A 25,720-nucleotide genomic window follows, 5' to 3' on the forward strand; every position below is an offset into this window, starting at 1 on the left:
GAATAGTATGGCAGCGCCAGGCCGGAGACGCCGACCAGGCCAACGGCGCTGGCCGAGGTGACGAAAGCACGGCGGGTCATCGAGAGCTTGTTCATGGCTGTCTCCTGGATGGCTTGAACGGTGCCACCAAGGTCCAGCCTCAATGTTTCAGGCGCATCTCGAAACCATGACGGTTTGATAACAACCAACAGGCTGGGCACGTTCTCCCCTTCTCCCAGGGGGAGAAGGGGAGAACGCACCCAGTCGCCTTAAGCCGCTTGCGGTTCCGGATCGAAGGCCGGTCGGCTGGTGTTGATCAACAGCGAGATACAGGCGGCGGCGATTGCCGTCATGCCGGCGATCATGAAGGCCAGCTCGTAATTGCCCTGAAGCTCGCGCATCGTGCCGCCGAAGGCTGCGGCAGCAGCTGCGCCGATCTGATGTCCAGCGACGATCCAGCCGAACACGATCGGACCGCTGCGATCGCCGAATGCCTCGTTGGCGAGCCTCAGCGTCGGCGGCACGGTGGCGATCCAGTCGAGGCCGTAAAGCACCGCGAAGATGATCAGGCTGGTTGCCGAGAAGCCGGAATAGGGCAGGTAGATCAGCGACAGGCCACGGATCCCATAATAGACGCCGAGCAGCTTGCGCGGGTCGAAACGGTCGGTGAGCCAGCCCGACAGCGTCGTGCCGATCAGGTCGAAAATGCCCATCATCGACAGCAGGCCGGCGGCCTGCACCTCGCCGATGCCCATGTCGCCGCAGAAGGCGATCAGATGCGTGCCGACCAGTCCGTTGGTGGTGAAACCGCAGACGAAGAAGGTGGCGAACAGATACCAGAACACGCGCGTGCCGGCGGCGCGGCGCAGCGTCGAGAACGTGTGGGCTAGGAAATTGCCCTGCGATGCCGGTGACACCGGCGGCACATCGTCGGCCGCGGCACCATAGCGCACCATGCCGATCGAAGCCGGCCGCTCCGGCACCAGCAGCCAGACCAGCGGCACCAGAGCAGCGGTGGCGATCGAAACGGCGATGACAACCGGCTGCCAGCCGCCCGACTGTGCCAGCGAGGCGATCAGCGGCAGGAACACCAGCATGCCGGAGGCACTGGAGGCCGACATCAGCCCCATGACAAGGCCGCGATTGGTCTTGAACCAGCGGTTGACGATGGTAGCGCCGAGCACGCTGGCGACAGCGCCGGAACCAATGCCCGAGAACACGCCCCAGGTGATGAACAGATGCCAAGGCTTGGTCATCAAGAGGCTAAGCGCGGTCGAGCCTGACATCACCACCAGCGAGGCAAGCAGCGTGCGGCGCAGCCCGATCCGCTCCATCAGGGCGGCGGCGAACGGCCCGGTCAGGCCGTAGAGCAGGATGCCGACACCGGCGGCCAGCGAAACGACGTCGCGGCGCCAGCCGAAACTGTTCTCCAACGGCAGCATCATGACGGCGGGCGCCGAGCGCAGGCCGGCCGCGACCAGCAGGCAGAGGAAGATGACGCCAACCACGACGAAAGCGTAGCGCTGGCCAAACGGACGGGATTGAGCTATCATGTTACTGACCGGTACGTTGCAGATGGGAGAAGGTATACGTACCGATCGGTAACATTGTCAATCGAGTTCCATGATGCCAACGGACAAAAATATTGAACTGACCATCAGCGACGGTCATGCATCGGCGCCACCGAAGGCCGCCAAGAAGATCCTCGACGTGGCCTACGAGCTGTTCTACCGACGCGGTATCAGGGCGATCGGCGTCGACGAGATCGTCAAGCGCGCCGGCGTCACCAAGCCCAGCCTCTATCGCAGCTTTCCCTCCAAGGATGAGCTGGCGGCCYCCTATCTCAGGCAGTACGACCAGGAATACTGGGAGCGTTTCGATGAGGCGGTCGCCGCCCATCCCGGCGACCCGCGTGCGCAGATCAAGGCATTCCTGACCCGCATCGGCAAGCGAACGCAGGTGGCGGACTATCGCGGCTGCGGCATGACCAATGCGGCGGTCGAGTACCCCGAACACAGCCATCCGGCCCGCGTGGTCAGCGAGGCCAACAAGCAGGAATTGCGCCGCCGCCTGCGCGCCATGGCGGTTGCAATGGGTGCGCAGGATCCCGATACGCTGGGCGACGGCCTGCTGCTGCTTATCGAAGGCGCCTATATCAGCGGCCAGCTGTTCGGGCTCGGCGGCCCGGCGCAGTCGGTCGCTCGCAACGCCGATCTGCTGATTGAAGCGAGCTTGAAGAAATAGCGTTTGACGCTACGCTGCGATGGCTTGCAACGGAGATTGTCGGCCATGCGCGCTCTTCTGATCCCGTTCGTCTTGGCCGGTTTCTGCCAGGCTGCGCAGGCGAGCGATATATCTAGCGCCTATACCGATCTCGACTGGAAGAAGGACTGCGTAACCTACGCGCAGGCCGAAGAAGGCGACGGCGACTGGGCCGATCTCGCCTGTTCAGGCTATCGCGGCTACCCCGTTCTGATCGCCTATGACGACGCGCGCGAATCGCTGTTTTATGGCTTTCCGCCCGGCAGCGACATGACATCGGTCTGGGAGAGTTTCTCCGGCTTCAATTCGTCCGGCGCCAGGATCGAGTGGCGCATCGAAACCACGGGCGACAAGGCTGTGCCCTTTGCCGCGATCCACCGCCGCTCGATCAGCAACCCGGACGACGAAAAGAAGCCGACCGAGGTGCTGCTCATCGCCAAGGTCGGCCAGATGGACGCCCGCGATGGCTGCACGGTCGGCCTGGTGCTGGCCACCGGCAATCCCGCCGCCAACGATCAGGCGCGCAAACTGGCCGACGAGAAAGCGCGGACGTTCGCCTGCGGCAAGGACCGGCACACCGTCATCGGCAACGTGCCGGCTTTCGGTCGGGTCGATAACTAAGCTCGTCGGATTGGCCGCAGCGTCCGCAACTTCGTCATCCACGGGCGGAGCAACGAGCGTAGCGACGCAGCGCAGACCCGAGGATCCATGCCGCGAAATCACAACGCCGTAGCGGTGCAGAATTCTGTTCCGCCGCGTCCGCGACAGGCATCACGGCATGGATCCCAGGGTCTGCGCGTGGGATGACGAAGCTGAGCTACTTGCTCGCCTTGGCCCGAGCGATCGCCTCGAGGATCATCTTCTTGGCGTATTTGGAATCGTGCCAGCCTTCGATCTTGACCCATTTGCCGGGCTCGAGATCCTTGTAGTGCTCGAAGAAGTGCTGGACCTGCTGGCGCGTGATGTCGGGCAGCTGCGTGTACTCGGTGACGTTTTCGTAGCGCAGCGTCAGCTTGGGTGACGGCACGGCGATGATCTTTTCGTCCTGGCCGGCATTGTCTTCCATGATCAGCACGCCGATTGGCCTGACATTAATGACGCAGCCCGGCACCAGCGCACGGGTGTTGCAGACCAGCACGTCGATCGGATCGCCGTCGCCCGACAGCGTGTGTGGCACGAAGCCGTAATTGCCGGGGTAGCGCATCGAGGTGTGCAGGAAGCGGTCGACGAACAGCGTGCCGGCCTCCTTGTCCATCTCGTATTTGATCGGCTCGCCACCGATCGGCACCTCGATGATGACGTTGACGTCCTCAGGCGGATTCTTTCCGCTGGCTATGGCTTCAATGCGCATGGCTTTGTCCCTCTTATCGATGAAAGATCGATAGCGGGCGAGGCGCGGCGGCGCAATGCGGCGAATGGTGCTGGGTAGGGTCCAGGTGGACACAGTGGCCGAAAGGCCTGGCCGTCACTCCCAGACGAAAGCGACCTTCTTCAGCGCCTTCTGCTCGAAGATTTCGACACCCTCGGCAACGTCACGGCCGCCGGCGCCGGCGTAGAAGGCGAGCGCGTTCTGGTTGTCTTCCAGCGCCCACACTACCATGCCCTTCAGCCCGTGATCGGCCAGACGCGCCTTGGCTGCCGCGAACAAACGGCTGCCGAGCCCGATACCCTGGTATTCCGGGCGCAGGTACAATTCGTAGATTTCGCCTTGCTGCCTGAGTTCCCGGGCCCTGTTCTTGCCGATCGTGGCATAGCCGGCGATCTTTCCGCCGATTTCGACAACCAGCACGGTGGCGGCGCGGCGGATGGCATTCGCCCACCAATCGGCGCCACGGCGGTTGATCATCGATGTCAGCGTGCGGTGTGGAATGATGCCGGAATAGGCGCCGCGCCAGGCCTGCAGGTGCACCTCGGCGATGGCGCCTGCGTCGCTCGGTTCGGCCTTCCTTATGTCGATCGTCAGCGTATTCATGATTTCTTAACCATAAACCCGCATTGCCCGATTGCAAGAGTCAGCGCGGCCCGCCGACCGCTTTCTCACAGACGATCATCGCGTCGGTGACATCGGCGAGAGCCTGTCTGAAAACGCGCTCAGCCGAGATGGATGGGGTGGTTTTCGAGAACCGAAGCGCCGCGGACTTTCAGGTCCGTGAGCATCTGAAGCCCAGAAAACCGCGCCAGGCGTCCGGCTGAGTAGCGTTTGCAGGCAGGCTCTCAGATCTCGACGAGATGGTCGTCGAGTTCGTTGGTGTCGCCCGACGTGACCGGGAAATGCTCGGCCAGCACCGCGCCCACCGTTTCGATCGCTTTGACGAAGCCATCGGCAAGCCGGTCGTCGCCGGCGTGCGCGGTCAAGTCGCGCACCACGCCATCCCAGACATGCTGGCCGACTTTGGCATCGATGCCCGAATCGGCGACCACCTCGGCGTAACGTTCGGCGATCGAGACGAACACCAGCACGCCGGTGCGCGCCGCGGTGCGGTGGACGTTGCGGGCGAGGAACTGCTTGATCGCATTGGCGTGCGCCGCCTGATAACGCATCCGCCTTGGTACCAGATGGATGCGCAGGCCGGGCAGCACCCACAACAAGGCCAGCACGCAGGCCAGCGCCAGCAGYTGGGCGATAACGAAATGCGGCAGCCGGATCGACAGCCACCAGGCCTCCAGCCCATAACCAACGGCAAGGCTGACGATCAGCATGCCTGCCGTCGCCATGAAGGCGGCCGGGAAGAAATAGCCGTCGCTGGCATGCGCCATGACGCAGTAGATCTCGCCATCGGTCCTGGTTTCGGCGGCGCGGATCGCAGTGGCGATGCGCTCATGATCTTCCGGGCTGATCGGTCGTGTCGCCATGATCATGTCTCACCAGCTTCCTGAAGAACCGCCACCACCGGATGAGCCACCGCCACCCGAAAACCCGCCGCCGCTTGAGCCGGACGACCACCCGCCACCGGAACTTCCCGACGACCAGCCGCTGCCCGACGACGAACCCGTTGTCCAGCTGCTGCCCGAGGATCCGCTCGGTCCGCGGCCGTAACGAAACGTCATGCCCAGCCATTTGTATACGCCCGGCGACAGCTTTGTGCCGAACGTCGGCGGCAGGAACGCCATCGCCAACCCGCCAAAGAACATCGTGCCCCACAGGATCAGGAACACCGCGACGATGGGGTCGATGGGCATGCTGTTATGGGCGGGATTGCGCTGACCGCGCGCCTCCAGCTCCTCCGGATTGCCTTCCAGCACCATAACCATGTCGTCGACGGCCTTGCTGATGCCGCCGGAGAAGTCGCCGGCCCGGAAGGCCGGCACCATGTCGTTTTCAATGATCAGCTTGGTGTGCAGGTCGGTCAGCGTGCCTTCCAGCCCATAGCCGACCTCGATGCGCATCTTGTGGTCGTCCTTGGCCACCAGCAAAAGCACGCCATTGTTCTCGCCGGCCTGACCGAGCTTCCAGAAGCGGAACAGCCGGTTGGCGTAGGGTTCGATCTCCTCGCCGTCGAGACTGTTGATGGTGGCGACGACGATCTGGTCGGAGCCCTTTGTCTCGAAATCGGCGAGTTTCTGCGTCAGCGCCGCCTTGGTCGCGGTGTCGATGATGCCGGCATTGTCGACGACACGGCCGGTCAGCGCCGGCAGCTCGGCGGCGAAGGCCGTGAACCCGACGAACAGCGCCGCCACGGCCACCAGGACTGCCGCGGCGAACCGGCAGGGTCTCGACAGGCTGACGGTGCGTGTTGTCATGCGATCACCAGCTTCCCGAGGAACCGCCACCGCCGGACGAACCGCCGCCGCCGGAAAAGCCGCCACCGCCACCGCCCGAAGACCAGCCGCCGCCGGAGCTTCCCGACGACCAGCCGCCACCAGACGACCGCCGGTGTGGCTCGAACGTCATGCCGAGCCAGCGGTAGCGGCCGGGACCAAGCTTCTGGCCAAAGATCGGCGGCAGGACGGAGACCGCGATGCTGCCGAAGAAGATGATCGCCCAGATGCTGATGAAGACGGCGAAGAACAGATCGTCGGAATTGAATGGCGCCTGCTGGTTGCGCTCGCCACGCGCCACCAGCTCCTCCGGATTGCCTTCCAGCACCATAACCATGTCGTCGACGGCCTTGCTGATGCCGCCAGAGAAGTCGCCGGCGCGGAACGCCGGCACCATGTCGTTTTCGATGATCAGCTTGGTGTGCAGGTCGGTCAGCGTGCCTTCCAGGCCATAACCGACCTCGATGCGCATCTTGTGGTCGTCCTTGGCCACCAGCAGCAGGACGCCGTTGTTTTCCTTCGCCTGGCCGAGTTTCCAGAAGCGGAACAGCCGGTTGGCGTAAGGTTCGATCTCCTCGCCGTCGAGACTGTTGATGGTGGCGACGACGATCTGGTCGGAGCCTTTTGTCTCGAAATCGGCAAGCTTTTGCGTCAGCGCCGCCTTGGTGGCGGCGTCGATAATGCCGGCATTGTCGACGACACGGCCCGTCAGCGCCGGCAGCTCGGCGGCAAAGGCTGAGAACGGGAGGAAAAGGAGGCTGAGAAATAGCGCAAGGAATGCCAGGTTGGCGTTTCTTCCCACCCCCCTCTGGCCTGCCGGCCATCTCCCCCGCAAGGGGGGAGATTGGCTGTCATCACAGGCAGCGTACTCTCCGCAACGCAAACGATTGGCGAAAGCGCCAAAGCTGCCGATCTCCCCCCTTGCGGGGGAGATGGCCGGCAGGCCAGAGGGGGGTGGGACGGAGCTCAAGGTCGACAGAGACCAGACTCACCAAGCGCTCGTTACCCGCCCTGCTTGGTGCCGAAATCGACCTTCGGCGTCTGCAGCTTGTCATCGTCGATGGTGAAGTTGGCGAAGGGCTGGTTGCTGCGGAACCAGAAGGTCGCCCACAGCACCGAGGGGAAGGTCTTCAGCGTCAGATTGTAGTCCTTGACCGCCTGGATGTAGTCGCGCCGTGCCACCGCAATGCGGTTTTCGGTGCCTTCGAGCTGTGCCTGCAGCGCCAGGAAATTCTGGTTGGCCTTGAGGTCGGGATAGGCCTCCGATACCGCGATCAGCCGCGACAGCGCGCTGGTCAGCCCCGCCTGGGCATCCTGGAACTTCTTGAGGGCTTCGGGATCCTTCAGCGTTTCCGGCGTCACCGTTATCTGCGTTGCCTTGGCGCGGGCCTCGACCACCGCATCGAGCGTGTCCTTTTCGTGCGAGGCATAGCCCTTGACCGTCTCGACCAGGTTGGGGATGAGGTCGGCGCGGCGCTGATACTGGTTCAGCACCTCGCTCCATGCCGCCTTGGCGTTTTCCTCCGCCGTCGGGATGGTGTTGTAACCGCAGCCGGCCAGCAGCGGCAGCACGATCGCCATCATCAGGAAGGCGGGCAGCGTGCGGAACATGGATGGTGGAGCAAGGCGCTGGGCAAACATGATGGGGTCCCTCGGGAGAAGTTGCATGCGAAGCATTACCACAATCAGCGGGCAAGAAAACCGCCCGACCGGCTGCCGCTTGCCTGGCACGCCCGGTGCCGTTGCAAGGCCCTGTGATTGGCCGCGCGAACGCGATAAGATCTTGACGAAACGGGACATCATCATGGCGGACCGCCAGGACAGCGAGAGGGAATCGCGCCGTATCCTCGAGCGCATCGCGCGCGAGACGGATCCGGCCGGCAATTCGTTTGTGGCGCGCAGCACGAAAGGCATGCGCGACCACGTCACCGCGGCCGATGCCGACCGTGCCGACCCGATCGAACTCTGGGGCACACGCATTGGCCGCACACTCGGCCTGCTGTTGACGCTGGGCCTGATGGTCTGGCTCGTGCTTTACGTCATCCGGGGCAGTTAGGAATCAAAGAACAATGAGCGCCGAAAAAACCGACGCGCCGCGTGCGGTCATCGTCATTTCCAGCCATGTCGCGCGCGGCTCGGTCGGCAACCGCGCGGCTGTCTTTGCGCTGGAAACACTGGGCTTTCCGGTGTGGGCGGTGCCGACGATCATCCTGCCCTGGCATCCCGGCCATGGGCGGGCGACGCGGATCGTGCCACCGCTCGACCAGTTCAAGGCGCTGATGGCCGATCTCGAGCGTGCGCCATGGCTGGGCGAAGTCGGCGCCGTTCTGTCCGGCTATCTCGGCGAGGCCGGCCAGGCCGAGGCCGTCGCCTCGCTGGTCGCCGCGGTCAAGGCAAAGACGCCTGACGCCGTCTATATCTGCGACCCGGTGATGGGCGATTCGGGTGGCCTCTACGTGCCGGAACTGACTGCTGCCGCCATGCGTGATCGGCTGATGCCGATCGCCGACATCGCCACCCCCAACCGGTACGAACTGGAATGGATGGCCGGCGCACCCTTGCCCGACCTGAAATCGGTAATCGCAGCCGCCCTTCACGCCGGGCCATCGACCATGCTGGTCACCTCGGCGCCGTCGCTGATGACCGGTGGCACGGGCAACCTGCTGCTCGACGGCAACCAGGTGCTGCTGGCCGAGCACCGCCTAATCGACAAGCCGCCGAACGGTCTCGGCGACCTGACGGCGGCCGTCTATCTGGCGCGCATCCTGTCCGGCCAGCCGGCGATCAAGGCGCTGCAGTCGACCACGGCGGCGGTCTACGAGATCCTGGCGCGCACCGCCAAGCGCGGCGGCGACGAACTGCAGCTCGAAACCGATGCGCAGAGCCTAGCGAACCCTATGGCGATGGTGCAGCTTCGCCACCTCACGCATCCGGGGAGGGACCGGCGGGCGTGACCCTGGCCACGACCGCCGTGACCGTCGGCGTCGACGGCTGCAAGGCCGGCTGGATCGCAGTACGGCGCGATCCCGGCTCGATACCTCGTTGCCCGGGTTCCACACCCTCTGTCGATGTCTTTGCAAGCTTCACAGCCCTGCTTGCATCACTGCCTGCCGACGCGGTTCTCGCCGTCGACATGCCGATCGGTCTGCCCGAGTTTTCGAGCAAAGGCGGGCGCGGACCGGAAGCGCTGGTGCGGCCATTGCTCGGGCAACGGCAATCCAGCGTCTTTTCGATCCCGTCCCGCGCCGCGCTCTATGCCGATGCGGGCGACTTCACCACCATCGAAGCATGGTATGCCGCGCATCGCCGGGCAAGCGAGGTGGCCATGACCACATCAGACCCGCCGCGCGGCGTTTCGATCCAGGCGTTCGGTATTTTTGCCAAGATCCGCGAGATCGACGCCTTGCTCATCGCCCGGCCCGAATTGCGTGGCCGCATCTTTGAATCGCATCCGGAAGTCGCTTTCTGCCGGCTGAACGGCGACCAGGCCATGCAGCTGCCGAAGAAGATCAAGGGCAGCATCAATCCGGCCGGCATGGCGGAACGCAAGGCGCTGCTGAGCCGGCACGGCTATGAGATGGGCTTTCTCGATCAGCCGCCGCCGCGCGGTGCAGCCGCCGATGATTTTCTCGATGCGGCGGCGATGATGCTGATTGCCGGTCGCATTGCCGGCGGTGAGGCACGGCCATTTCCCGACCCGCCGGGCCGCGACGGTTTTGGCATCCCCGTCGCCATCTGGGCGTGAACCCAATAGCTCAAGCCATGCGTCTTGGATGGCGATTGGCGGGCAGCCATCTGCAATTSGGCATTGCCCGCAAGAGGCTTTTGCCGTTAGAGGCTCTCTGGAGCAATTCTAGGAAAAGTGTGAAGCGGTTTTCCGTTCGGAATTGCGCCAAAGCAAAACAGAAAGAGCGGTTCGACGTTTCCGTGAAACGGTGACCCGCTCTAGACCGCAACGAGCTGCCGCATCCAACCCGGAAAGGCTCCAGACGCCACCCATGCCCCATCTCCCCGACCACCTTCTCGCCGGCTACCGCAGTTTCATGAGCGGCCGCTATCTCACCGAGAGCGGACGCTATCGCGAGCTTGCCCGCGAAGGCCAGGCACCGGAAACGATGATCGTCGCCTGCTGCGACTCCCGCGCGGCCCCCGAAGCGATCTTCGACGCCGGCCCGGGTGAACTCTTCGTGCTGCGCAATGTCGGCAATCTGGTGCCGCCCTACGCGCCGGACGGAGAGTTCCATTCGACCTCTGCCGCACTTGAATTCGCCGTGCAGAGCCTCAAGGTCAAGAACATCGTCGTCATGGGCCATGGTCGCTGCGGCGGCATCCGCGCCGCGCTCGACACCACGTCCGCACCGCTGTCTCCCGGCGACTTCATCGGCAAATGGATGAGCCTCATCGCCCCAGCGGCCGAGACCGTGTCCTCCAGCACCTTCATGACGGCGTCGGAGCGCCAGACCGCGCTGGAGCGTATTTCGATCCGCTATTCCATCGCCAATCTCAGGACCTTTCCTTGCGTCTCGATCCTCGAAGGCAAGGGGCGGCTGTCGCTGCACGGCGCCTGGTTCGACATTTCGACCGGCGAACTCTGGGTGATGAACAAGGAGACCGGCGATTTCGAACGACCGGAGTTGGCATAGACACATGATCCAGAACCGAAGGAACGCGCCAGCGAAAGGTGACAACCGGCTCTTCGGGTAGCTGATAGCCGATAGGAAGACGGAGGCAGCACATGAYGGGAGATCGCCGTTCGATCACTTTCGTCGCGGCAGCGTTGCTGTTTTCGATCATTCCAGTCCATGCCGACGATGGCGCCATCATCAGCCGATGGTATTCGGCCCTCCTGGTCGCCGACCGCACTGAACTGTCCGACCTGCTCGCCGACGACGTCCGCATCAAGCTGGACGACCTCGGCATCGTGCAGAGCAAGCAGGAATTCATCGCCTCGATCGATGAATGGCAAGGCGCCGTCGCGGGTGCGGAGATCCGGCACCGGATCGAAAAAAGCGAAGGCGGCGTCACCACCGTGATCGCCTGCTATGATTTTCCCAACAACGACATGCTGATGCAGGAAACCTTCGCGGTGACCGACAATCGCATCACCGCGAGCTCGCAAGCGGCGATCGCCGAGAATTGCGACGGTTACTGACGAAAACCTGACCGGTGGCACTGTTGCGCGCGGTAAACCTGCGCCCTACATCGGTACCAACTCACCCTGCCCACCGCCTTCACTGGCGCCCGGCCTGCCTTCACCAAGGAAAGATTGTCCATGCATTCCACGAAAGCCGTCGACCTCGCCATCCATCCGCTGACCGCTTGGCAAGGGCCGCTCGGCCTGCCTGATTTCACCCGCATTGGCGACGACGACTTTGCCCCGGCCTTCGACGCGGCGCTGAAGGAGCATGAGGCGGAGATCGAGGCGATCGCCGGCAACAAGGACGCGCCGACCATCGACAACACGCTGCAGGCGCTGGAACTCGGTGGCGAGGCACTCGACCGTGTCTCGTCGATCTTCTGGTGCCGCGCCGGCGCACACACCAATGACACGTTCCAGGCACTGGAGCGCGACATCTCGCCAAAAATGTCCAGACATTTCTCGGCAATCTCGATGAACGAGCGGCTGTTTGCCCGCATCGACGACCTTTACCAGCGCCGGAAAAGCCTGAAGCTCGATGCCGAGACGCTGCGGGTGCTGGAGAAGACCTGGAAGGGGTTTGTACGCTCCGGCGCGAAGCTCAGCGCCGACGGCAAGAAGCGGCTGGCAAAGATCAACGAGGAATTGTCCTCGCTTGGCACGAATTTCGGCCAGAACGTGCTTGCCGACGAGCGCGACTGGGCGCTGTTCCTCGACGCGGTCGACCTTGCCGGCCTGCCGGACTTCCTGAAAAGCTCGATGGCCGAAGCCGCCGAGATGCGCGGCCAGAAGGGCCGCTATGCGGTCACCCTGTCTCGTTCGATCTACGAGCCGTTCACGACCTTCTCGGAACGCCGCGACCTGCGCGAGATCGCCTTCCGCGCCTTCACCATGCGCGGCCAGAATGGCGGCGCCACCGACAACACAATCGTCGTGCGCGACATGCTGAAGCTGCGCGCCGAAAAGGCAAAGCTGCTCGGCTACGGCTCGTTTGCCGCGCTGAAGCTCGACGACACCATGGCCAAGACGCCGAAGGCAGTGCATGCGCTGCTCGATCCGGTCTGGGAGAAGGCAGTGGAAAGGGCCGCCGCCGACCAGAGCGAACTGCAGCGGCTGGCGACGGGGGCCGGCAGCAACGAGACATTCGCCGCCTGGGACTGGCGGTTCTACCAGGAGAAGCTGCGCGCCGAAAAGTTCGCCTTCGATGAGGCCGAACTAAAACCCTATCTGCAGCTAGACCGCGTCATCGACGCCTGCTTCGACGTGGCGACAAGGCTGTTCGGCATCACCTTCGAGGAAAAGCAAGGCATTGCCGTATGGCATCCGGATGCGCGCGTCTTCGTGGTGAAAAACGCCGATGGCAGCGAACGCGGCCTGTTCCTCGCCGACTATTTCGCGCGGCCATCAAAGCGCTCCGGCGCCTGGATGAGCGCGCTCAAGTCCGGGTACAAGCTTGGCCACGGGTCGAAACCGGTGATCTACAACATCATGAACTTCGCCAAGCCGCCGGCCGGCGAGCCGGCCTTGCTGTCGGTCGACGAGGCGAGAACGTTGTTCCATGAATTTGGCCACGCACTTCACGGCATGCTGACCGATGTCACCTGGCCGTCGGTTTCCGGCACCTCGGTCAGCCGCGATTTCGTCGAATTGCCCTCGCAGCTCTACGAACACTGGCTGACGGTGCCGGCGGTTCTGGAAAAGCACGCGCTGCATGTGAAGACAGGCAAGCCGATGCCGAAGGCGCTGCTCGACAAGATGCTGGGGGCGCGCACCTTTGGCGCCGGCTTCGCCACGGTCGAATTCACCTCTTCGGCGCTGATCGACATGGCCTATCACGCGCGGCCGGATGCGCCAGAATTGCCGCTTCGTTTCGAAGCCGAAACGCTTGAAAAGCTCGACATGCCGGACACCATCGCGATGCGTCATCGCACTCCACATTTCGGCCATGTGTTTTCCGGCGACGGCTATTCGGCCGGCTATTACTCCTACATGTGGTCGGAAGTGCTCGACGCCGATGCCTTCGCCGCCTTCGAGGAGACCGGCGACCCCTTCAACCCGGGTCTCGCCGAGAAGCTGAGGAAGAACATCTACGCCGCCGGCGGTTCGAAGGACCCCGAAGAGCTCTACACGGCGTTTCGCGGCAAGATGCCGTCGCCCCATGCGATGATGGTCAAGCGCGGGCTGGTGTAGCGCCTGTTTCTTCCTTCTCCCCTGGGGGAGAAGGACAGGCCGCGAAAGGTCGCAAAGCTGGCAATCCCTGATCCCAGCTTTATTTCGCCCACGGATCCGGGACCCTCGGCCAAACCGGCCGCATCAGCTTGGTGTAGTTGGTCACCGCCGGATTGCTCGGATACGAACTCGGCGCAGAGACATAGATGATCTCGACGGCGATCGGCTCGAAGCCGGCATAGAAATGATTGGTCGACTTGATCAGCAGGATGTCCTTGGCCATCGGATCGACACCGATGTTGGAAAAAATATCCGGCTCGAAGGTCTGCGTGCGATTGGTGTTGAGGATGATGTCGACCTCGGTGCCTTCGATGCGCACCAGCGCCGTCGGCCCGAGCGTCACCCGGCTCGGCCCGAAACTCTGCCAGCCCTCCGGAACGGCCTTCAGCACCCGCACCCGCGCGTCGATCGGCTCGCCGGCCTGCGGCCCGGCTTTGCCGCCGAAACGCAGGTCGATGACGGCTCCCTCGCCTGCCGCCAGGCAGAAGGTCACCGCGATCGGATCCCAGATCGTCGCCACGCCGACATTGCTCAGGCCGCGCCCCAGCATCTGGCGCAGCACGATGGTGCCGTCGCCGGGCACACCGCCGCCCGGATTGTCCCAGATGTCGGCGATGACCACCGGCTTGCCCGGGTTTTCGGCGCACACAGCCAGAGCCCGATCGATGCCGTCAGCGGCGCTCAACATGGTCATCGCCGTCTGTTCGCGCAGCGCGTAGAGCTCCCGCCCCAGCCGTTCCGCCAGCGCATCGCCCTTGGCCTTGTCGTTGTCGGTAACGACCAGGATGCGCGTGCCCATTTCGGCCACGTCGGCCGCCATGAAGCCGTGGACGATCGAAATCGACAGCACGCGATCTCTGCCATGCAGCGCCTTGATGCGGTCGACGAAGGAGCGCATCGGCTCGCGGCTGGTCGGCAGCACCTGGATCATGCGGCAGTCGAAGGTCGAGATGACAGGCCTGATCTCACCACGCGCCGCGGCGAGGCCAAGCTCGACGACATGTTCGCCACGCTCGTAGAAATCGGTGTGCGGGAACTCGAGGAAGTAGGCCATGATGTCTGACGCGGCGACACGCTTGGGTGTCAGATGGCTGTGCGGATCGAACTCAGAGGCGATCACCACCTTCGGACCCACCACCTCGCGGATTCGTTCAAGCAGATCGCCTTCGCAATCGTCATAGCCTTGAGCCACCATGGCGCCATGCAGGCCAAGAATGACGGCATCGACCGGCAGTGCCGCCTCGAGCTGGCCGAGGATCTCGTCGCGCAGCGCCTCATAGGTCTGCCGCTGCACCAGGCCGCCGGGCTCCGCCCAGGTGGCGGTGCCCTCGATGATGGTCAGGCCTTCGGCCGCCGCGCGCCGGCGCAGGGAGACCATCGGCGAGGAACACAGCGTCGGCGTCTCCGGATGCTTGCCGGGTCCGGCATAGAACGCCATCTCGAACGAGGCCCTGTCGGTTGGCACCGGCGAGAAGGTGTTGGTTTCCGTCGCCAGCGAGGCGGTGAAGATGCGCATGAGAACTCCGTGGATGCTGGAGCAATTCCAGGAAAAGTGTGAACACTTTTCCATCCGGAATTGTGTCAAGACAAAGAGATAAAGCGGCTCCGCGTTTCCGCGAACGATGAACCGCTCTAGCGGCTATTTGACCGCCCCGAGCGCCAGCCCCCTGACGAGGTAGCGCTGCAGCCAGATGAACAGGATCGCCACCGGCAAGGTCGCCAGCAGCGTGGCCGCCATGACATGGTGCCATTCGATGGTGTAGCGGCCGGCGACCAGCGAAAACACCTGGATCGGCAGCGTGTAGCTTTCCTGGCTGCGCAGCATGGTGAGCGCCACGACGAATTCGTTCCAGGCATTGATGAAGGTAAAGATGGCGGTCACCGCGATCGCCGGCAGGCAGAGCGGCAGGAACACCTTGCGCAGGGTCAGCCAGCGGCCGGCACCTTCCATCCAGGCCGCTTCCTCGAGATCGCGCGGGATGGTGTCGAAATAGCTCTGCAGCATCCACACCGTGAAGGCGACGTTGAAGGCCATGTAGATGAAGCCCAGCGCCGTGGTGCTTTCGACCAGGCCCCAGGCCGCCATCAGCCGGAACAGGCCGAGCACCAGCACGATCGGCGAGATCATCTGCGAGATCAGCAGGAACTGGCGCAAGGCGCCGTAGCCGGCAAAGCGGAAGCGCGACATCGCATAGGCCGCCGGAACCGAAATCAGGATGGCGCCGACGGTGGCGATAACAGACACGTAGAGCGAATTGAGCAGCGCCTGGCCGAAGCCGGTCGCCACCCACATGTCGGAGAAATTCGACCAGCGGAATTCGCTCGGCCACCAGGTCGGCGACAGCACTTCCTGCCTCGGCTTGACGGCAGTCAGGAACATCACCGCAAAGGGAAAGATCGTCACCACGATCAGCGGCGCCAGCAGCAGCCAGGCAATGATCGAACGCTTCAGCTTGCTCGTCATCCGCGTTGCTCCCGCATCGCCAGCCGCACATAGATCATGGTGAAGACCAACAATATGGCGAACATCACCAGCGAGACCGCGGAAGCCTCACCCAGTTTGCCGATGCGGAAGGCCAGCTTGTAGAGATGGGTGACCAGGATGTCGGTCGAATTGGCCGGCCCGCCCTGCGTCATCACCCAGATGATCGGGAATGAATTGAAGACGTAGATGGTGTTGAGCACAATGGCGATGTTGATGAACGGCTTCAGAAGCGGAAAGGTGATCTCGCGGAACTGCTGCAGCGGTGTCGCGCCTTCGAGTGCTGCCGCCTCGTAAAGGTCGTCCGGGATCGACGACAGACCGCCGAGGAAGATCGTCGTCGTGAACGGCACCGTCACCAGGATGCCGATCAACACCTGCATCGGAAAGGCGGTCTCGGCGCTCGCCAGCCACTGGATGTTGTGCTCGATGAGGCCGAGGCCAATCAGCGCCGAGTTCAGCATGCCGCTTTCGCCGCTCAGCGCCCAGCGCCAGACCACGGCGGTCATGGTCAGCGACACCGCCCAGGGCAGCATGATGATGACGCGGGCGACGCCGCGGCCATAGAAATCGGTGTTGAGGATCATCGCCACCGGGATCGACAGCAACAGCGCGCCACCGACGACCAGCACCGTCCACTGTCCGGTGCGCCAGAGCGCGGCCATGAAATCGGGATCGGCAGCGAGCGCCGCGAAATTGGCGAAGTCGTTGAATTCGCGAAGCTGACCGAAGCGACTGACCTCATGCGTCGAGATCTGGACCAGGTCCCACACCGGCCAGAAGATGACGACAGCCGCCAGGAACAGGCTGGGCAAGGTCAGGAGATAGGGCAAGAAGCGATTTTGCATCGGCTGACCTAGAGCAATTCCAGGAAAAATGTGGAGCGGTTTTCCGTCCTGGATTGCGTTGAAAACGGAGAGATAGAGCTGTCAGGCGTTTTCTGTTGAACGATGACCCGCTCCGTGGCGAATTCGAAATTCGCCTCGGAAAAGTGTGGCGCGCCCGATCGTCTGGGCGCGCCACGGGCGCGGGAGAGACGCCCTATTTCCTCAGCACTATTTCTTCAGCACTGCATTGGCCTTGGCAGCGGCGTCCTTCAGCGCTGCCTCGGGTTCGGCGCTGCCGAGATAGATTTTCTGCATGGCGTCCGACGTGATCTGGGCGACTTCTTCCCAACCTGGGATGATCGGTGCGAAGCGGGCGTCGGGCAGCAGGGCGGTGAACGCCGCCAGATCGGCATTGTTCACATAATAGTCCATTTTGGCCTCTTCCTTGTTCACCGGCAGGAAGCCTTCGCCTTGCGTGAACTTGGCGCGCTGCTCGGTGGTGAACAGGAAATCGAGCAGCTTCCAGGCCTCGTCCTTGTTCTTGGAGTTCTTGAACATGATGATGGAATCGGTCACGCCATAGGTGCCGCGCGCACCGGTCGGTCCGGCCGGAATGGCCGCCACGCCGTATTTCAGCTTTGGCGCCTCGTCCTTGATCTGGTTGGACAGGAAGGGTGCCGTGATCATCATGCCGACCTTGCCCTGCTTGAACAGGTTTTGCACATCCTCGCGGTTGTTGGAGGTGACGCCCGGCTCGGTCAGGCCCTCGTCGATCATCGACTTATAGAGCTTGGCGGCCTCAAGCGCGCCCGGCGTGCCAAGGCCGGAAGTGCCATCCTTGTTGAGGATTTCGGTGCCTTGGGACCACATTGCATAGTAGTAATAGACGTCGGTCTCGATCTCCTTGCCCTGCAGGCCGAAACCGAAGGTGCCGGAGCCGAGCGCCTTGATCTTGCGTGCGTCCTCCTGCAGCTCGGTCCAGGTTGCCGGCGGATTGGCGATGCCGGCTTTCTCGAACAGCTCCTTGTTGTAGTACAGCGCGCGCGCCGAGGCCGCGATCGGCAGGCCGTAGGTCTTGCCGTCCATGATCGAGGGTGACAGGAAGGTGTCGATGAAGCGGCCCTTGAAGTCGGGCTTGATATAGCTGTCGAGCGGCTCGGCGACATCCTGCTGGACAAAGTCGATCAGCCAGCGCGTGCCGATGATCGACAGATCGGCATTGGTGCCGGCGGTGATGTCGGTGGTCAGCTTCTGCAGCAGCACATCCCACGGTACCACTTCGAACTTGACGGTAGTGCCGGGGTTTGCCGCCTCGAATTCCTTCTTGACGCTGTCGAAATAAGGTCCAGTCTTGGCGCTGTACTCGGCGACAGTGACGCGCACCTCGCCCGCATTTGCCTGCGCCGCAAATGCCAGCATGCTCATTCCGGCCATCAGGCCGACAGTCCATTTTGCAAGGCTCATTTGATGTCTCCCGTTTTGATTTTGCGCCTGCGCGCCTCTTCGCGACCGGCGCAGAAGATTTATGTTACTTTCCTACATTATCGATGATTTGAAGGCTTGCAAGCAGATTATTCTGTTGCTTAATTACATTTCGTGGACTAGGCCTGATACGATTGTCAGCGCTCCCTAAGGATGATGCACGGTGGTTTCGCAAGCCGAATTCGATGGCAGGGCCAAGTTCGAAAGCAGGGCCGAGTTCGAAGGCAAGACTGTCGTGGTGACCGGTGCTGGCGGCGGCCTCGGCACCGCCATCGTGGCGCTGATGGCGCAACGGGGCGCCAGGGTCATCGGTTGCGACCAGTCCAGCGAAGCGTTGAACAGCCCGCACCTTGCCTCCCGCCATGTCTTCGACCTTCTCGACCGGGCTGCGATAGACGCGGCGATCGCCGCGATCCTCGACCGGGATGGCGTGCCGGACATTCTCATCAACAATGCCGGCTGGACACGCGCCGAGACGCTTGCCGCCCTCAACTCCGACAAGATCGAGCAGGAACTCGACCTCAACCTGACCGGCGTAATGACTTTCGCCGATCCGCTGGTCAGGGCGATGGCCAGCCGCGGCTCGGGTAGCGTCGTCTTCATCTCATCGGTCAATGCAATCGCGCATTTCGGCAATCCCGCCTATGCGGCGGCCAAGGCCGGGATCAACGCCTATGCCAAGGCGATAGCCGTCGAGCTCGGCCGCAGCGGCCTGCGCGCCAATGTGGTTTGCCCCGGATCGATCCGCACTGCCGCCTGGGACCATCGCCTTGCCAAGGATCCTGAAATCCTCGGCAAGCTGCAGCGCCTCTATCCGCTCGGCCGCATCGTCAACGCTTCGGAAGTGGCCGAAGCCGTCGCCTTCCTTGCCTCCGATCGCGCATCGGGCGTAACTGGGGTGGTGATGCCGGTGGACGCTGGCCTGACGGCCGGTTGCCTGCCATTCATCGACGACATATTGGGAGCGTGATCATGACCGACGTCGAGTTCCGCGACCTGTCGAAATCCTTCGGCCAGCACAAGATCCTTGAAAACGTCAGCCTCGACATCAAGAGCGGCGAGTTCGTCGTGCTGGTCGGGCCATCCGGCTGCGGCAAGTCGACCCTGCTGCGCATGCTGGCCGGGCTGGAGACGATCAGCTCCGGCGACCTGTTGATCGGCGGCGTACGCGCCAACGCGCTGCCGCCGCAGCAGCGCAACATCGCCATGGTGTTCCAGTCCTATGCGCTGTTTCCGCATCTGAAGGCGTCGGACAATATCGGCTTTGGCCCGAAGATTCGCGGCGAAGCGCGCGCCACGGTCGATGCAAAGGTCAAGAAGGCGTCCGGCGTCCTCAATCTGTTCTCCTATCTCGACCGCTATCCCCGCCAGCTATCCGGCGGCCAGCGCCAGCGCGTCGCCATGGGCCGCGCCATCGTGCGCGAACCATCGGTGTTCCTGTTCGACGAGCCCTTGTCCAACCTCGACGCGCAATTGCGCGTGCAGATGCGCGTCGAGATCAAGGCGCTGCACCAGCGGCTGAAATCGACGATCGTCTATGTCACTCACGACCAGATCGAGGCCATGACCATGGCCGACCGCATCGTCGTGATGGACCGCGGCAGGATCCAACAGGTCGGCGCGCCGCTGGAGCTCTATGACCGACCGGCCAACAAATTCGTCGCCAGCTTCCTCGGCTCGCCTTCGATGAGTTTTGTTTCCGGTTCTCTCAAGACAACGCCTGAGAACACCTGGTTCGAGTCGACAGGTGGCGGGCGGCTCGCGCTTACCGGCAAGCAGGTGTCGGCGGGTAGTGCGGTGGAGGCCGGCATCCGGCCCGAACATTTTGTTATCGGCGAGGCCGCCGACGCGATGGCGATCAAGGTGGATGTCGTCGAGCCGACCGGCTCCGAAACCCATGTCTATGGCGCCATCGGCACCGACACGGTGCGCGCCGTGTTCCGCGACAGGGTGCCGGTCAGGCCGGGCGACGTGCTGCCGGTGAGCGTCGATCCCGGCAACATCCACCTGTTCGACAAGGCGACGGGTCTGCCCGTATGAAAACACGAATATGAAGACGCCGGCCGACATCATCACACGCCTGCAACTGATGTTGCAGGACGGCACGAAGTCGGATCGCAAGCTGGCCGCCTTCGTGCTTGCCGACCTCGATCTGGTCTCCAAGGCGGCCATCTCGGAAATTGCCGCCCGCGTTGGCGTCAGCGAGCCAACGGTGACCCGGTTCTGCCGCAACCTCGGTTGCGAGGGCCTGCGCGACTTCAAATTCTATCTGGCGCAAGCCATCGCCATCGGCGGCCAGTATCTGTCGCCGGAGCCGTTGAGCCGGGATGCCCGCGAACAGCGCATCGCTTCCGCCATCACCGAGGCAGCGATATCAGCCATCCAGCGCGCCAGCGAAAACCTCGACATGACGACGCTGGTCGCCGTCGCCGCGCGCATCGCCGTCTCCGGCAACGTTCTATGTATCGGGTCGGGCGGCATTTCCTCGATGATGGCGACCGAGATGCAGAACCGGCTGTTCAGATTGGGCGTTTCGGTGCTTGCGCAGATCGACGGGCAACTGCAGCGCATGTACGCCGCCGTTGCCACCCCCGATACCACGCTGATCGCCTTTTCGGTTTCCGGCTATGCCCGATCGGTCATCGATGCGGTGCAGGTCGCCCAGCAGTATGGCGCCACCACCATCGCCATCACGCCGCCTGACTCGGCACTCGCCAAAGTCGCCGACACGGTCATCCATTTCCAGTCGCTCGAGGACGGCAACATCTACAAGCCGACATCGTCGCGCTATGCACTGCTGTCGATCGTCGACATGATCGTCACATCCGTCGCCGAGACGCGCGGACCAAAGGTTTTGGAAAACCTGCGCCGCATCAAGCAGAGCGTGAACACGTTGAAAGTCGACGATCCGCGTTTGCCGCTGGGGGATTGAACCGCCAGGGCATCAGGACTGCTGGCCGAGCGCCTCGATGCCTTTCGCCAGCGTCGCCGGGTCGCCTGCAATGCGCACGGTCTTCAGCCGGGCGGTGCCGCCGGCGACAATCGAGACGGCGGACGCCGACACGCCCAGCGCCTTGGCCAGCAAACGCTCAAGCGCCTGATTGGCGGCGCCGTTTTCCGGCACTGCGCGGACGCGGGCCTTCAGGTGGCTTCGCCCATCCGCCAAGGTCTCGATGCCTTCAAGCCTGTCCAGCGCCGCTTTTGGTGTCAGCCGGACGAACAGGTCGATACCGTCATCGCGCAGGCGGAACGGCGTGCTCATGCAGTCATGGGTTCACAAGACCAGAGGCGCCACTGTGGTGAGCAGGAACTGCCGGAGGAAGAACAGGATCAGCAGGAGGATGATCGGCGAAATGTCGATGCCGCCGAGGTCCGGTATGAAGCGGCGGATCGGTCGCAACGCCGGCTCCGTCAGCCGGAAGAGCATGTTGCCGATGCTGCCGACGAACTGGTTGCGCGAGTTGACGACGTTGAAGGCGTAGAGCCAAGAAAAGATYGCCGAAGCGATGATGACCCACCAATAGAGGTCAAGCGCCATGACGATTGTTTGAATGAGGGCGAGCATGCCGGTCTCCAATTGTTGCCGACATGTAGCCATTGCAGGCGAAACCGGCAAGGGCCGCCGTCCTCCGCGTGCTGGCCTGACGACCGGCAGCCGCGGATTTCGGCAAAACGCCGCCTTGACAGGAAAGCGCGGCGCCCGATAAATGCGCCATCCGCTGGACGGGGCTGTAGCTCAGCTGGGAGAGCGCGTCGTTCGCAATGACGAGGTCAGGAGTTCGATCCTCCTCAGCTCCACCAGCGGATTTTGGCGAACCTTTGGCCACAATACTACTCGGAAAAGCCTCGTGTTGTCCGAGGCTTACACCCTTTGCTCTTTGGTTCGGCCGTAACTGAGTCCAGATCTCGAGGCCTTCTGCAGGTGTATTTGCTTCCCGTCTCCCCGGGTCCATTTCCGTGCCCACAATTTTCCAAGGAAGATGCGAAGCAGACCTTTCGACAACCCCCGCAGGCTGCCGGTCACCTCAGTCGAAACTTCTCCTAAACTGGCCCTTTGAATTTGAATCGTAGATCGACCGTCCGCAAGAAGGTTTGCTTCCTCGCTGTTTCATTCCTGGTCGTCATCCATAAGGATTCGCTCGGCCGCCCCGTCGAGATCGTCATACTGTCCTGAACGCAGCGCCCACATGAAGGCGGCGAGCCCTGCAAGGCCCATCAGAATTGCGATCGGCACGAGAACGGACAGGTAGCTCATGATCCTGTAGCCATCGCTTGAATGTTGGCGTGAGTCGATGCGGCTTGCCAGCGGGGCGGTTTTCGAGATGGGCGATTGCTGAGACGAAGAGCGTTGGACACAACGACAATCGAAGACAGCGACATCGCGACCGCTGCCACAAGTGGAGTCACGTGGCCGAGGATGGCGACCGGTACCGCGATGATGTTGTAGCCGATCGCCAGGGTGAAATTCTGGCGAATCAGGATTCCTGCATTGCGCGAGATTTCGAGAGCGTCCGTCACAGCCGAAAGACTCGGGTGCAAGAAGACGAAGTCCGCGGCGTTGCGGCCGACATCGGCTGCCGTCGCGGGCGCCATAGACACGTGCGCGGCCGCAAGCGCTGGAGCATCGTTCAGGCCGTCGCCGACCATCAGAATCGTGCTTCCGGCCTTGCGCAGTTCGGCGATGCGCGCAACTTTTCCGGATGGAAGCAGTTCCGGCATGAAGCTGTCGATCCGGAGAGATGACGCAAGTTCTTCGACGACAAGTCGTCGGTCCCCAGAGAGGATTCCGACAGCAAGGCCTTGCCGCTGCAACCGGCTCACCGTCTCTCGAACATCAGGACGATTGCCGTCCTCGAATACGAAGCTGGCCAACGGCGCGCCGTCTTTCACGAGGAGCGAAACGGAGAAAGCGCGCTCATCGGAAATTGCGGCTTTGCGGCCAAGCGCCCAGTCCGGTCGGCCGATGCGATAGATATTGTTTCCCGCTCGCGCTTCCACTCCACAGCCCGGATGTTCTGAAATCCGGTCGAACTCCGGAAATGCCTGACCGTTTTGTACAGCGTCCGAGATCGCCGCAGACATTGGATGCCTGGAACGGGCGACGATCGCCGCCGCGATTCCCAGGGCATACGGCTCGATGTCGCTGGCGTTGACGAGGCGCGGCTTTCCAAGTGTCAGGGTTCCCGTCTTGTCGAAAAGCACGGTGTCGACTTCCGCAAGCCGCTCCAGCGCCGAGCCGTCCTTGACCATGATACCTTTCTCGAAGAGGCGGCGCGCGGCCACGACCTGTACGATCGGCACGGCAAGGCCCAGCGCGCAGGGGCAGGTGATGATCAGGACGGCTATCGCGATCGTGACCGATGCGTGCCAATCGCCGGTAGCCGATATCCAGCCGAGGAACGACAGCAGGGCCATCACGTGCACCACCGGAGAATAGAGGGCGGCGGCCCGGTCGGCCAGCCGGCGGTAACGCGCCCGTCCGCCCTCGGCTGCCTCCATCATCCGGACCATTTCGGCAATGAATGAGCTGTCCGCACGCGCAATGGTCCTGACCGTCAACGGACCCGTAAGGTTCGTCAACCCTGCCTGGATCATGGTCCCTGGTCCGGCGTGCTTGGGTGCGGCCTCGCCCGAAACCAGCGAGCAATCGAGTTCGGAAGCGCCTTCCGTCACCACCCCGTCGAGCGGGATTCGATCACCAGCGGCAACGAGTAGGGACGCTCCGGGCTCGATCTCGCCAACCGGGACGTAGCGCCGCTGGCCATCGGCTTCGATGATCGTTGCGCCTGCAGGCGCCAGCCTGGCCAGGCCAGCCACCGCCGAGCGGGCCTTTTCACGCATCAAATGGTCGAGTGTACGGCCGATCAGCAGGAAGAACAGAAGCGAAGTCGCAGCATCGAAATATGCATGAGTGGCGTTGTGGACCGTGTCGTAGAGGCTAAGTGCGAAGGCAAGCGTCACACCGACCGAAATCGGCACGTCCATATTGGTCCGTCGCTGGCGAAGCGCAGACCACGCAGAGGCATGGAAAATCCGCCCCGAGTAGATCAAGGCAGGCAGCGCAAGCACCGCCGATATCAAGTGGAAGGCTTGACGTGTGCCCGCATCGGCGCCCGACCACACAGACACGGACAGAATCATGATGTTCATTGCCGAGAACCCGGCAACTGCGAGCGCCCGGATGAGCCGCGAATACTCAGGATCGCGCGGATCGGATTCGATCGAGAATACATGTGCATCGTAGCCGGCGGCGCGCAGAGCCCCGATCAGATCGGGCGAGCTGATTTCCGCCGCACGCCAATTCACCGTGACGCGCTTCATGGAGAGGTTCACGCGGGCAAATTCCACACCGGGCAATGTCAACAGGGTACTTTCGACCGTTGCGATGCAGGCCGCGCAATGAATACCGGGAACCGAAAGAGCGGATTGGCGGGCGCCGTTACCGAGATCACGACTGGCCAGCCGGATTTCCTCCGCCGGGTTCGACCCGGCATCAATCCCGGCGATCGACAACGCGGCCTCCGCACCGGGCGCGCAACAGGTCATGGGTCAGCAGCCTTTTGCGGCCTGAGCATAGCCGACGTCATTTGATTGCCTTGTAGGCGTGCCAGGTAGCGTGCCCGAGCAGTGGAAAGACGACGATCAGGCCGATCATTGCTGTCAGCAGGCCGACCGCGGTCAGCGCAAGCACAATCGCTCCCCAAGCGATCATGACAGGCCGATTGTTCCAGACGCGGGAAATGCTCATGCCCATTGCCGTAAAAGCGTCCGTCCGCTCGTCGAGGAGCATCGGCACCGAGAAAACGCTGATCGCAAAGGAAAACGCCGCGAAAACCCCGCCGACGACGGTGCCCGTGGCGAGCATGGCCCATCCGATGCCCGTGGTGAATAGCATCGAAGCAACATGGTCGAGGCCTGGAAACGGCCGCAAACCGAAGAACAGCGCATAGATAATGACTGCGGCTCGCATCCACAGCAAGGCCAGCCCCAGCATGATGACGCCGGTGAACAGGACCTGGGCGCCGGAGGCCGGCCTGACGAAGATCATGCGCTGCAGCGAAACCGGCTCGCCGGCCTCGATCAGCCGGCTCTTTTCGTAGAGACCTATGGCGACGAGCGGACCGACGACCATGAAGGCAGCGATGGCGGGAAACAGGATGTAGTCGAGACCGAGGAAGAAAAGGCCTCCGACGATCGCGACTGAAACGATGAACACAGCGAGGCCGTAGGCGAGGCTGGAACCCGGCTCTGCCATGAGGTCACGCCAACCGGCGCGCAGCCAGCCGAGGGCGGCGCCGGCTGGAAGATGGCGATTGCGGGCCCCCACGTAGGTAGGGCCATCCGCTGTCAAATCGACATTGCCCATTGTGATGTTCCTTCCTGCCCTGCCTGGTTCATTGCCGTGTTCGCAAGGCCCTAGCAAGCCGGATCGGCGGCTTGGTAGAGGCCTCCCGGAATGGCGGCTCGTGACACCTTGCTGTGTGGAACGCAGTCCGGCTGCGACATGAATGCCACGTAGAGGAAATGCGCGTTTGCAACGGTGAATGTGGCAAGTCCAGCGGC

General features: G+C 62.9%; 27 protein-coding genes and 1 tRNA gene. 12 read left to right on the forward strand and 16 right to left on the reverse strand.

All coding sequences use genetic code 11. The features are described 5' to 3' along the window. Positions 1-248: 248 nt before the first annotated feature. Positions 249-1,532 (reverse strand): MFS transporter, encoded by a 1,284-nt coding sequence (locus ACXJ7R_RS03535; protein WP_457150612.1) that lies wholly within the window; start codon positions 1,530-1,532, stop codon positions 249-251. Between the two features lie 73 nt (positions 1,533-1,605). On the opposite strand from ACXJ7R_RS03535, the gene ACXJ7R_RS03540 reads away from it, so the two are divergent. Continuing rightward, complete coding sequence (locus ACXJ7R_RS03540) at positions 1,606-2,223, forward strand: TetR/AcrR family transcriptional regulator (RefSeq protein ID WP_457150613.1); 618 nt, start codon at positions 1,606-1,608, stop codon at positions 2,221-2,223. A gap of 45 nt (positions 2,224-2,268) precedes the next feature. Continuing rightward, positions 2,269-2,862 (forward strand): hypothetical protein, encoded by a 594-nt coding sequence (locus ACXJ7R_RS03545; RefSeq protein WP_457150614.1) that lies wholly within the window; start codon positions 2,269-2,271, stop codon positions 2,860-2,862. 196 nt (positions 2,863-3,058) lie between these two features. On the opposite strand, the gene ppa is transcribed toward ACXJ7R_RS03545, so the two are convergent. From ppa to ACXJ7R_RS03575, 6 genes are all read right to left on the reverse strand, one after another. Then, a complete protein-coding gene (gene ppa / locus ACXJ7R_RS03550; protein ID WP_457150615.1) occupies positions 3,059-3,592 on the reverse strand; it encodes an inorganic diphosphatase in 534 nt (177 codons plus the stop codon). A gap of 114 nt (positions 3,593-3,706) precedes the next feature. Next, positions 3,707-4,213 (reverse strand): N-acetyltransferase family protein, encoded by a 507-nt coding sequence (locus ACXJ7R_RS03555; protein WP_457150616.1) that lies wholly within the window; start codon positions 4,211-4,213, stop codon positions 3,707-3,709. A gap of 242 nt (positions 4,214-4,455) precedes the next feature. After that, entirely contained in the window at positions 4,456-5,094 is a 639-nt protein-coding gene (locus ACXJ7R_RS03560; protein WP_457150617.1) for a TPM domain-containing protein, read from the reverse strand. Positions 5,095-5,103: 9 nt separating this feature from the next. Further along, complete coding sequence (locus ACXJ7R_RS03565; RefSeq protein ID WP_457150618.1) at positions 5,104-5,982, reverse strand: TPM domain-containing protein; 879 nt, start codon at positions 5,980-5,982, stop codon at positions 5,104-5,106. A 4-nt stretch (positions 5,983-5,986) separates the two neighbouring features. Beyond that, on the reverse strand, positions 5,987-6,802 hold the full coding sequence (locus ACXJ7R_RS03570) for a TPM domain-containing protein (RefSeq protein ID WP_457150619.1): 816 nt from the start codon (positions 6,800-6,802) through the stop codon (positions 5,987-5,989). Positions 6,803-7,002: 200 nt separating this feature from the next. Next, positions 7,003-7,641, reverse strand: coding sequence for a LemA family protein (locus ACXJ7R_RS03575; protein ID WP_095084414.1), 639 nt, complete (start codon positions 7,639-7,641; stop codon positions 7,003-7,005). A 163-nt stretch (positions 7,642-7,804) separates the two neighbouring features. Here ACXJ7R_RS03575 and ACXJ7R_RS03580 point away from each other — a divergent pair, with 163 nt between their 5' ends. The 6 genes from ACXJ7R_RS03580 to ACXJ7R_RS03605 all read left to right on the forward strand — a co-directional run bounded on the left by ACXJ7R_RS03580 (position 7,805) and on the right by ACXJ7R_RS03605 (position 13,327). Then, a complete protein-coding gene (locus tag ACXJ7R_RS03580; protein WP_457150633.1) occupies positions 7,805-8,056 on the forward strand; it encodes a hypothetical protein in 252 nt (83 codons plus the stop codon). 13 nt (positions 8,057-8,069) lie between these two features. Continuing rightward, positions 8,070-8,954, forward strand: coding sequence for a pyridoxal kinase PdxY (pdxY, locus tag ACXJ7R_RS03585; protein WP_457150620.1), 885 nt, complete (start codon positions 8,070-8,072; stop codon positions 8,952-8,954). Next, a complete protein-coding gene (locus ACXJ7R_RS03590) occupies positions 8,951-9,745 on the forward strand; it encodes a DUF429 domain-containing protein (RefSeq protein WP_457150621.1) in 795 nt (264 codons plus the stop codon). Before pdxY ends, ACXJ7R_RS03590 begins: the two co-directional genes overlap by 4 nt. A gap of 253 nt (positions 9,746-9,998) precedes the next feature. Then, the gene (locus tag ACXJ7R_RS03595) at positions 9,999-10,643 is read left to right on the forward strand and encodes a carbonic anhydrase (protein WP_457150622.1); all 645 of its coding nucleotides are present in this window, start codon (positions 9,999-10,001) and stop codon (positions 10,641-10,643) included. Between the two features lie 92 nt (positions 10,644-10,735). Next, positions 10,736-11,152, forward strand: coding sequence for a nuclear transport factor 2 family protein (locus ACXJ7R_RS03600; RefSeq protein WP_457150623.1), 417 nt, complete (start codon positions 10,736-10,738; stop codon positions 11,150-11,152). A 120-nt stretch (positions 11,153-11,272) separates the two neighbouring features. Next, entirely contained in the window at positions 11,273-13,327 is a 2,055-nt protein-coding gene (locus tag ACXJ7R_RS03605; protein WP_457150624.1) for a M3 family metallopeptidase, read from the forward strand. 79 nt (positions 13,328-13,406) lie between these two features. On the opposite strand, the gene ACXJ7R_RS03610 is transcribed toward ACXJ7R_RS03605, so the two are convergent. The 4 genes from ACXJ7R_RS03610 to ACXJ7R_RS03625 form a co-directional block, all read right to left on the reverse strand. Next, positions 13,407-14,882 (reverse strand): M81 family metallopeptidase, encoded by a 1,476-nt coding sequence (locus ACXJ7R_RS03610; RefSeq protein WP_457150625.1) that lies wholly within the window; start codon positions 14,880-14,882, stop codon positions 13,407-13,409. Positions 14,883-15,005: 123 nt separating this feature from the next. Next, positions 15,006-15,830 (reverse strand): carbohydrate ABC transporter permease, encoded by an 825-nt coding sequence (locus ACXJ7R_RS03615; RefSeq protein ID WP_095084132.1) that lies wholly within the window; start codon positions 15,828-15,830, stop codon positions 15,006-15,008. After that, positions 15,827-16,696 (reverse strand): carbohydrate ABC transporter permease, encoded by an 870-nt coding sequence (locus ACXJ7R_RS03620; protein WP_457150626.1) that lies wholly within the window; start codon positions 16,694-16,696, stop codon positions 15,827-15,829. The genes ACXJ7R_RS03615 and ACXJ7R_RS03620 overlap by 4 nt, the downstream gene beginning before the upstream one ends. 207 nt (positions 16,697-16,903) lie before the next feature. Continuing rightward, entirely contained in the window at positions 16,904-18,139 is a 1,236-nt protein-coding gene (locus ACXJ7R_RS03625) for an ABC transporter substrate-binding protein (protein ID WP_457150627.1), read from the reverse strand. A gap of 181 nt (positions 18,140-18,320) precedes the next feature. Here ACXJ7R_RS03625 and ACXJ7R_RS03630 point away from each other — a divergent pair, with 181 nt between their 5' ends. Genes ACXJ7R_RS03630 through ACXJ7R_RS03640 form a run of 3 tightly spaced genes read left to right on the forward strand, consistent with a single transcriptional unit; the run spans position 18,321 to position 21,089 of the window. Continuing rightward, positions 18,321-19,127 carry an SDR family oxidoreductase gene (locus tag ACXJ7R_RS03630; protein ID WP_457150628.1) on the forward strand — a complete coding sequence of 269 codons (807 nt, stop codon included), beginning with the start codon at positions 18,321-18,323 and terminating at the stop codon, positions 19,125-19,127. A gap of 2 nt (positions 19,128-19,129) precedes the next feature. Further along, positions 19,130-20,197 (forward strand): ABC transporter ATP-binding protein, encoded by a 1,068-nt coding sequence (locus ACXJ7R_RS03635; protein WP_457150629.1) that lies wholly within the window; start codon positions 19,130-19,132, stop codon positions 20,195-20,197. Positions 20,198-20,207: 10 nt separating this feature from the next. Continuing rightward, entirely contained in the window at positions 20,208-21,089 is an 882-nt protein-coding gene (locus ACXJ7R_RS03640; RefSeq protein WP_457150630.1) for a MurR/RpiR family transcriptional regulator, read from the forward strand. A 12-nt stretch (positions 21,090-21,101) separates the two neighbouring features. Here ACXJ7R_RS03640 and ACXJ7R_RS03645 read toward each other — a convergent pair whose 3' ends face one another. Beyond that, positions 21,102-21,419 carry a DUF167 domain-containing protein gene (locus ACXJ7R_RS03645; protein WP_457150631.1) on the reverse strand — a complete coding sequence of 106 codons (318 nt, stop codon included), beginning with the start codon at positions 21,417-21,419 and terminating at the stop codon, positions 21,102-21,104. Between the two features lie 12 nt (positions 21,420-21,431). Then, positions 21,432-21,722: a YggT family protein gene (locus ACXJ7R_RS03650; protein WP_095084411.1), complete on the reverse strand. Its 291-nt coding sequence runs from the start codon at positions 21,720-21,722 to the stop codon at positions 21,432-21,434. Positions 21,723-21,882: 160 nt separating this feature from the next. On the opposite strand from ACXJ7R_RS03650, the gene ACXJ7R_RS03655 reads away from it, so the two are divergent. Beyond that, positions 21,883-21,958 (forward strand) — tRNA-Ala (locus ACXJ7R_RS03655). Between the two features lie 307 nt (positions 21,959-22,265). Here ACXJ7R_RS03655 and ccoS read toward each other — a convergent pair. From ccoS to ACXJ7R_RS03670, 3 genes are read right to left on the reverse strand one after another with little or no spacing between them, the layout of a single operon-like run. Beyond that, on the reverse strand, positions 22,266-22,412 hold the full coding sequence (gene ccoS / locus ACXJ7R_RS03660) for a cbb3-type cytochrome oxidase assembly protein CcoS (RefSeq protein ID WP_095084125.1): 147 nt from the start codon (positions 22,410-22,412) through the stop codon (positions 22,266-22,268). Continuing rightward, the gene (locus ACXJ7R_RS03665; protein ID WP_457150632.1) at positions 22,409-24,703 is read right to left on the reverse strand and encodes a cation-translocating P-type ATPase; all 2,295 of its coding nucleotides are present in this window, start codon (positions 24,701-24,703) and stop codon (positions 22,409-22,411) included. The genes ccoS and ACXJ7R_RS03665 overlap by 4 nt, the downstream gene beginning before the upstream one ends. 37 nt (positions 24,704-24,740) lie before the next feature. Next, positions 24,741-25,523, reverse strand: a complete 783-nt coding sequence (locus tag ACXJ7R_RS03670) for a DUF2189 domain-containing protein (RefSeq protein WP_095084123.1) — start codon at positions 25,521-25,523, stop codon at positions 24,741-24,743. Positions 25,524-25,720: the final 197 nt, after the last annotated feature.

This window comes from Mesorhizobium sp. P5_C1, assembly GCF_054049815.1.